Origin of the sequence: Brucella tritici, assembly GCF_008932295.1 — a bacterium.
GTDB lineage: Bacteria > Pseudomonadota > Alphaproteobacteria > Rhizobiales > Rhizobiaceae > Brucella > Brucella tritici.
Map to the genome: position 1 here is coordinate 1 of NZ_WBWA01000115.1, position 247 is coordinate 247.

Sequence of the window (247 nt, forward strand, 5' to 3'; positions counted from 1 at the left end):
GTGAAACTTGGGATCGTGAATGGTACCAATTTTGATTCCATGCTGCAGGAACATGCACCGAATGCGAGCGTGCAGCGTTTCCCTTCGACCTCTGAAGTCATGGCTGCTTTTCAGACCGGTCAGATCGTCGCGCCCGAAGAATACGACGCCGTATTTATAAACCGGCGTATGAATGAACTCGACTGCAGCGGCACGCTGCGGGGTGCCATCAAGCCCAAAGAAAAGATCAACCTGCCCGGTCTGGATC

General features: G+C 53.4%; 1 protein-coding gene. It reads left to right on the plus strand.

Annotated features, from left to right (window positions below):
• On the plus strand, nt 1-247 hold a 247-nt coding region (locus F9K91_RS26140; RefSeq protein WP_412842209.1), incomplete at both ends, for a hypothetical protein.